The 6,465-nt window shown below is 68.6% G+C and carries 9 protein-coding genes; 5 read left to right on the top strand and 4 right to left on the bottom strand.

The window, feature by feature from the left end:
- Positions 1-328 precede the first annotated feature (328 nt).
- The gene (locus E6C70_RS10010; RefSeq protein ID WP_168770913.1) at positions 329-1,147 is read left to right on the top strand and encodes an LLM class flavin-dependent oxidoreductase; all 819 of its coding nucleotides are present in this window, start codon (positions 329-331) and stop codon (positions 1,145-1,147) included.
- 49 nt (positions 1,148-1,196) lie between these two features.
- On the opposite strand, the gene dinB is transcribed toward E6C70_RS10010, so the two are convergent.
- From dinB to E6C70_RS09995, 3 genes are all read right to left on the bottom strand, one after another.
- Positions 1,197-2,393 carry a DNA polymerase IV gene (dinB, locus tag E6C70_RS10005; protein WP_136424371.1) on the bottom strand — a complete coding sequence of 399 codons (1,197 nt, stop codon included), beginning with the start codon at positions 2,391-2,393 and terminating at the stop codon, positions 1,197-1,199.
- Positions 2,394-2,457: 64 nt separating this feature from the next.
- Complete coding sequence (locus E6C70_RS10000) at positions 2,458-2,880, bottom strand: globin domain-containing protein (protein WP_136424370.1); 423 nt, start codon at positions 2,878-2,880, stop codon at positions 2,458-2,460.
- A gap of 55 nt (positions 2,881-2,935) precedes the next feature.
- Positions 2,936-3,331 (bottom strand): DUF1801 domain-containing protein, encoded by a 396-nt coding sequence (locus E6C70_RS09995; protein WP_136424369.1) that lies wholly within the window; start codon positions 3,329-3,331, stop codon positions 2,936-2,938.
- Positions 3,332-3,426: 95 nt separating this feature from the next.
- On the opposite strand from E6C70_RS09995, the gene E6C70_RS09990 reads away from it, so the two are divergent.
- Genes E6C70_RS09990 through E6C70_RS09980 form a run of 3 tightly spaced genes read left to right on the top strand, consistent with a single transcriptional unit; the run spans position 3,427 to position 4,699 of the window.
- Positions 3,427-3,978, top strand: a complete 552-nt coding sequence (locus E6C70_RS09990; protein WP_136424368.1) for a DUF3995 domain-containing protein — start codon at positions 3,427-3,429, stop codon at positions 3,976-3,978.
- On the top strand, positions 3,975-4,187 hold the full coding sequence (locus tag E6C70_RS09985; RefSeq protein WP_136424367.1) for a hypothetical protein: 213 nt from the start codon (positions 3,975-3,977) through the stop codon (positions 4,185-4,187). The genes E6C70_RS09990 and E6C70_RS09985 overlap by 4 nt, the downstream gene beginning before the upstream one ends.
- 38 nt (positions 4,188-4,225) lie before the next feature.
- On the top strand, positions 4,226-4,699 hold the full coding sequence (locus tag E6C70_RS09980; protein WP_168770912.1) for a GNAT family N-acetyltransferase: 474 nt from the start codon (positions 4,226-4,228) through the stop codon (positions 4,697-4,699).
- A 61-nt stretch (positions 4,700-4,760) separates the two neighbouring features.
- Here the strand turns inward: E6C70_RS09980 and E6C70_RS09975 are convergent, their stop codons facing one another.
- On the bottom strand, positions 4,761-5,615 hold the full coding sequence (locus E6C70_RS09975) for a sigma-70 family RNA polymerase sigma factor (protein WP_136424365.1): 855 nt from the start codon (positions 5,613-5,615) through the stop codon (positions 4,761-4,763).
- Positions 5,616-5,690: 75 nt separating this feature from the next.
- Between E6C70_RS09975 and E6C70_RS09970 the strand changes: the two genes are divergently transcribed.
- Positions 5,691-6,464: an SDR family oxidoreductase gene (locus tag E6C70_RS09970; RefSeq protein ID WP_136424364.1), complete on the top strand. Its 774-nt coding sequence runs from the start codon at positions 5,691-5,693 to the stop codon at positions 6,462-6,464.
- The last annotated feature ends 1 nt before the right edge of the window (position 6,465 follow it).

Here is a 6,465-nt window from a genome sequence, read left to right as displayed (position 1 = left end):
CGGGTTTCGATACGCCCTGCTCCTTCGTCGCGGGGCTACTCAACCAGCGGACGTTGCTGGTCGAGTAGCGCAGACACGCCAGCGGCTCCGCGTATCGAGACCCTCGCACCTGCGACCGGCGGGTTTCGATACGCCCTGCTCCTTCGTCGCGGGGCTACTCAACCAGCGGACGTTGCCGGTCGAGTAGCGCAGACGCGAAGCGGCTCCGCGTATCGAGGCCCTCGCACGTGCAAGCACGACTTCGCCTACTGCCTACTTCGCCGGGTGCACCACGTTCACCTCCCCCCGGGGGATGTCGCCACCTGCAGCCCGCGTCGACAATGAAGACATGAGCACACCTCCTCGGACGTTCCGGTTCGGCGCCATCCACTCTCACCGTGGCGACGCGCGCGCGTGGGCCGACTCCGCCATCGAGGTCGAGGCGCTCGGGTACTCGACACTGCTGGTGCCGGACACCCTGTGGACGCCCTCCCCCTTCCTCGTGCTGACGGCCGCCGCCGCCAGCACGTCGACGCTGCGACTGGGGACCTGGGTGCTGTCGGCCCCACTCCGGCGGCCGGCCGAGGTCGTGCGCGAGACGACGACGATCCAGGAGCTGTCCGGGGGCCGCTTCGAACTCGGGATCGGCGCGGGGCGACCGGGTGGCGACGTGGATGCCGCCACCCTCGGAGCCGAATGGGGTTCACCTCGTCATCGAGTCGACCGCGTCCACGAGGTGGTCACGGCGGCCCACGCGCAGATCAAGCCGGCGCCGGACATCGTGATCGCCGGTCAGGGAGAACGGATGCTGCGCATCGCCGGCGCCGCCGCGTCGACACTCGCCTTGCCGGTCTCCCCCGACACCGACCTCGATCAGCTCGCCGCACTCACCGACAGGGTCATGACGATCGCCGGCGACGGGCTGGAGCTGAGTCTCTCGGTGACCGGTGTCGGCGATGACATCCCCGACTGGCTGCGACAGCAGCTGGGTCTCACGCCCGAGGGACTTCGGCGATCCGGGGCGGTTGCGCTGCTGTCGGGTGACGTCGAGCGCGACGCCGACACCCTCACACGGCTTCGCGACCGGACCGGGATCTCCTACCTGACCGTGTCCGCCGCGTTCGCCGTCCGCCTCGCACCTCTCGTCGCCCGTCTCGCGGGCAGGTAACCGGCGAGCGGATGCCACCAGCCCGTTCGACGCGACTGCTCGTCAGCGCCTACTCCTGCTCCGGCAGCACCGGCGCCGACCATCCCGGATCGCGCCCGAGATGCACCGCCCGCGCAACCGAGGTCGCGCCGAAGCGATCCCGCACGGCATCCAGCACCGTGTCGAGCTGCGCGCCCTCGGCCCAGTCGATCGGCAACTCCGGCTGCAGGTCGGCCACACGCCCGAGCTGAGCCAGCGAGACGCCGATGAGGGTGATCCCGCGCTCCGCGATGTCGGGCGCAGCAGCGGCGAGTAACCCTTGGGCGACCGAGAGCAGCACCGCAGTCCGATCGGTCGCCGAGCCGACGGTGTGCGATCGCGTGGCCTTCGCGAAGTCGCCGAAGCGGAGCCGCAGCACGACGGTGCGGCAGACTCGATCGCCGTCACGCAGCCGCCGAGCGAGCCGATCGACGATCTGAGTGAGGATGACGTCGAGCTCCGCCATCGTGCGAGGTTGCCGGCCGAGGGCTCGTTGAGAGCCGATGGATCCGCGCCGCCGCGTGGTGTCCACTGGGCGCGGATCGCGCAGCCGAGCCAGCGCGTGCACGTGCGCCCCGGTCGCCTTGCCCAGCAGTCGCTCGGCGGTCGCGGCCTCGAGTTCGGCGAGCTCCCCCACGGTACGGATGCCGAGCCCGTGCAGCTTCTCGGCCGTCACCGCACCGACGCCCCACATCCGCTCGACCGGCAGCGGGAGGAGGAACTCCTGTTCGCGATCCGGCTCGACCACGAGCAACCCATCGGGCTTGCTGACCGCACTCGCGACTTTGGCGAGGAACTTGGTGCGCGCGACGCCGACCGAGATCGCCAGCCCCACCTCCGACCGCACCCGCTGCCGCAGTCGCACCGCGACATCCTCCGGCGAACCCGCGATCTTGCGGAGCCCGCCCACCTCGAGGAACGCTTCGTCGATTGACAGTCCCTCGACGAGCGGCGTCGTGTCCCGGAAGATCGCGAACACATCACGACTCGCGGCCGAGTAGGCATCCATCCGAGGCGGAACGATCACGGCTTCCGGACACAGATCCCGCGCTTGCCGGCCACCCATCGCGGTACGAACTCCGCGCGCCTTCGCCTCGTAGCTGGCCGCGAGCACGACCCCGCCGCCGACGATGACCGGCCGCCCCCGCAACTCCGGCGCATCCCGCTGCTCGACGGATGCATAGAACGCGTCGAGGTCGGCATGCAATACGGTCGCCTCGCCCCGCATCCCGCCTCCTACCGATCGCCCGCCTGAGCCGATCGTCGCACGCGCCTACGACATCGATCGCGCCTCAGCGCACCAGACGAATCGGCAGCCCCGGTGGCACCGCGTCGCTGCTCCGGACGTATTGCTCCATGCCGGCCGTCGCCTCGATGAAGTAGTCGGAGAGCTCCTTCGCCGGCCCGGCCGGAACGCCGACGTCGTTCAATGCCGCAGTGAACAACCGCGTGGACGCGGCGTCGAGGGAGGGGTGGGGTTCGCCGTTTCCCGCGTGCAGCCGCTGCATCGACGATTCGTCCCCGTATCCGGCGGTGTAGAGCGCAGGGCCGCCGCAGACCTCGGCGAGATACGCGGCGAGTCGCTCGTCGTGTTGAGGGTGCAGTCCATGTTCGAAGGGATGCGCCGCCTCAGGATCGGCGAGACACAACTGATGCCACCGACGGCTCACCGCGAGCAGAACGTCGAAGCCACCCAACCCGTCGTAGAGGCTCATGCAATCATGGTCCCACTCATCGGAGCGGATGGACACGTACCTCCCGCCGGGACGATCAGTCCTTTCGATTCACCGCCACCGCCTGCTGCACGAGTCGGCTCAGCGCATCGGCGTCGATCCTCGCGTCCTCGAAGAAGTCGATCGCCCTGATCAACTTGCCGTCCAGACGCGAGTTGAAGAGCTTGGTCGGATCCTCCAGCCGTGCGCCCTGGGGAAAGGTCAGGCGTACGGCCGCCTTGAGGATGTCCGCCATGCAGATATTGCCGTCACTGACCCAGGTGGCGACACCCCCCGGCTTCGACGGCTTCCGCCATTTGATCTCCTCGACGATGCCCGCGTCGGCGCTCGCGATGACACGACGAATCTCGGCGAGGGTCTCCGCCCGCCATCCCCCGACGTTGGAGATGATGGCGTCGATCTGTTCAGCGGCGGATGCGTCCTCAGCAGTCATGGGTACATGGTCTCGCAGCAGGTCCGAGCCAAGAAGTACCCTGCCGGAATGGGGCCGCCCTGACAGGCAGGTAGGAGGCTGAGTATTCTCAGCGCATGGCATCCTCCGCGGTTGGGACGAACGCGAGCCATCGCAATTCGGGGCGCTCAGTCGTCGCGCGAATCGCCGTGACGGTGGCCTGCGTCTCCGGATTGCTGCACGCCGCGTCGAGTCTTTATTGGGCTGTCGGCGGTCGGTGGTTGCTGCCGACCGTGGGGGCGTGGGCCGTCGATGCGGCGGAAAGCTCCCCGGTACTCGCCGGGATGGCCCTCGGCATCATCGGTCTGCTGAAGCTGTCGGCCGCGATCGTTCCGGTCGTGATCGCGGCGGGTCGGATGCCATCGCCGCGCCTCTGGCGAGCCGTGTGCTGGGTCGGAGCTGTCGGCATCGCCGTATACGGTGGCGTCAACATCGCGGTGAGCGGCGCAGTCCTGGTCGGCGCGATTCCCGTTGCCGGCGGTTACGACGAGGACGCGATGATCGGGCACGTATTCATCTGGGACCCGCTCTTCTTCGTCTGGGGCGTCGCCCTCATCGTGTGGCTTCTCACCAGCCGCCACGCAGGCATCCGTTTCGATCGTTTCCGCGCAACTAAAGTGGGAGCGTGAAGCGCATCTGGCCCTACCTCGTCCCCGGCGTCATCCTGAGCCTCGTCGGGTTGGTCTGGACCCTGCAGGGTCTGAACGTGCTGCGCGGCTCGGCGATGAGCGGCTCCCCGTTGTGGGGCACCATCGGCCCTGTTGTGCTGGTCGTCGGGTTGGTTCTCGTCGCGGTGGCGATCACGATCTCCGCCCGCGGCCGCCGCGGCACCCGCTGACCGGGCGCAGCAGTCCGAGGATCTCGTACTCTGGAACGGTGACAGACTTCGAGATAGTGGCAGCGACCGGCATCGACGCCGCTGAGCTCCTGGTGCTCACCCGGGCGTGCTGGGTGCAGGAGGCAATCGAGAACGACACCCTCGACATCCCCGCGCTGAACGAGTCTCTCGCCCAGGTTCGGAGCGATCTCGAGCGGTGGGACACCTACATCGTGCGGCGGGGAGGACGCCTCGTCGCCTCCGTGCGTGGACGGCTCGCCGTCGAGCCGGATGGTGGATCAGTGTGGGAGATCGGCCGGCTGATGGTTGCTCCAGACTTGCAAGGCGCCGGCTTGGGCCGTCGGCTGTTGGACTTCATCGTGGGAGTCGCACCGGATGACGCTCGCAGCTTCTCGCTCTACACGGGCGCACGCAGCATGCGCAACCAACGCATGTACCAGGCAGCGGGGTTCGTGCTACGACTCGACCTGACTGCCCCTCCATCCGCGGTGATCCTCACGAGAGACAGATAGCAACGAATGGATGGCGGCGCGCCGCCCGCATCAGGACGAGCGCCCCGCGCCGGAGGCGTCCTCAGGTCATGCCCGGTATCCCCACGTCAGCGAGCCGGTCGGGGTCGGCCAGCACCTCTAACCCGAGGATGCGGTCGTCGATGATGTCGAAGGCCATCAGCGACACGACTCGACCGTGCATCATCGCCGCGACGCCCGGGCGCCCGTCGAGCAGCACCAGTAGCGAGTTCGCGGCCAACCGGCCGGCGAGCATCGCTTGACCGACGATCACCTCGGCGCCTTCCAAACGCTGTGTCGTCGCGCCGTAGTCGGCGTTCAGGACTGCGTCGTCGTGCAGAAGCGCCAGCAGTCCCGAGAAATCGCCGCCCTGCGCCGCCGCAAGCCACGCGTCGACAACGCGACGCTGCCGTTGCCGACCCACTCGCGAAGGCTCTGGTGCCCCGCGCACCCGACGGCGGGCGCGGGAGGCCAACTGGCGTGCGGCATCCGTCGACCGATCCAGGACGATCGCGATCTCCTCGAAAGGCTGCCCGAAGACGTCGTGGAGCAGGAACGCGATGCGCTCGGCCGGGCTCAGCGTCTCCATGACGATCTGCAGGGCCACGCCGACCTGATCGCTCTGGGCAACCAGCTCGGCCGGATCCGCCTGTTCGGCCACCGGTTCGTCCCGCCAGGGTTCGACCTGCCACGAGCGATCGCGCGTGCGCCTCGCTCGAAGGCGGTCGAGGCTGACTCTCGAGACGACGGTCGTCAGCCAGGCCGGTAGATTCTCAATTTCGCCCGCTCGAGCGCGCGCCAGCCTCAACCACGTCTCCTGAACGGCATCATCCGCGTCGGCGGCGCCGACCAGCCGCGCGGCGATGGACCGCAGCCGAGGGCGCTCCATCTCAAAGCGCTGGGCCAGATCGTCGTCCATGTCACATTCCGTTCGCTTGCCTCGTCATTATCTCGACGCAGCAACCCGCGCGCATGTGACATCGAGGAGCAACAAGTGACCGCATCCGTTCTCGTGACCGGTGGCACCGGAAACATCGGCAGCCATGTCGTCCCCCTTCTCGCCCGGGACGGCCGCGACCTGCGCATCCTCAGCAGGGGCGGCGGCGGCGGCGACACCCCCGGCGTGAGGCATTTCAGGGGCGACGTGATGACGGGCGATGGCGTGGCAACCGCCCTGGACGGCGTCACGGTCGTCCTGCATCTGGCGGGTGGCCCGAAGGGCGACGACGTCGCGACGCGAAAGCTCGTCGCCTCGGCTGCGGCGGCGAGGGTCGAGCACATCATCCTGATCTCGGTCATCGGGGCCGGCCGCATGCCGATCGGCTACTTCCGCATGAAGGATGCCGCCGAGCAAGCGGTCGCCGAGTCGGGCATCCCGTGGACCGTCTTGCGGGCCGCGCAGTTGCACGACTTCGTGCTGCCGTTCGTGCGCGGTCTGGAGAAACTCCCTCTCGCTCCGGCACCCCGTGGCGTGAACTTCGAGCCCGTCGACGTCGAATCGGTCGCGCGGCGACTGGCCGACCTGACGCTGGCGGCGCCCGCGGGACGCGTAGCCGACATCGCCGGGCCCGAGGTGCTCAGCATCGAGACACTGATCGAGACGTACGCTCGTGCATTGGAAAAGCGGCGACGGATGCTGCGCTTCAGCATCCCCGGTTCAATCGGGCGCGCCTACCGAGACAGCGCCAACCTCGCGAGCGGTGACGTCGACCGCGCCGGACGCACGTGGCAGCAATACCTCGACGAGCGGCGCTCCAGTCGCGATTGAG

This window comes from Orlajensenia flava (assembly GCF_004801905.1).
GTDB classification, from domain to species: domain Bacteria; phylum Actinomycetota; class Actinomycetes; order Actinomycetales; family Microbacteriaceae; genus Orlajensenia; species Orlajensenia flava.
The sequence above is the reverse complement of the archived record's forward strand: the minus strand, read 5'-3'. Positions and strand labels throughout refer to the sequence as shown.

Excerpts from the sequence above, each read along its gene's own strand:
- dinB (WP_136424371.1), bottom strand. The coding sequence starts at position 2,393 with ATGCGGGGCGAGGCGACCGTATTGCATGCCGACCTCGACGCGTTCTAT.
- E6C70_RS10000 (WP_136424370.1), bottom strand. The coding sequence starts at position 2,880 with ATGAGCCTCTACGACGGGTTGGGTGGCTTCGACGTTCTGCTCGCGGTG.
- E6C70_RS09975 (WP_136424365.1), bottom strand. The coding sequence starts at position 5,615 with ATGGACGACGATCTGGCCCAGCGCTTTGAGATGGAGCGCCCTCGGCTG.
- E6C70_RS09990 (WP_136424368.1), top strand. The coding sequence starts at position 3,427 with ATGGCATCCTCCGCGGTTGGGACGAACGCGAGCCATCGCAATTCGGGG.
- E6C70_RS10010 (WP_168770913.1), top strand. The coding sequence starts at position 329 with ATGAGCACACCTCCTCGGACGTTCCGGTTCGGCGCCATCCACTCTCAC.
- E6C70_RS09995 (WP_136424369.1), bottom strand. The coding sequence starts at position 3,331 with ATGACTGCTGAGGACGCATCCGCCGCTGAACAGATCGACGCCATCATC.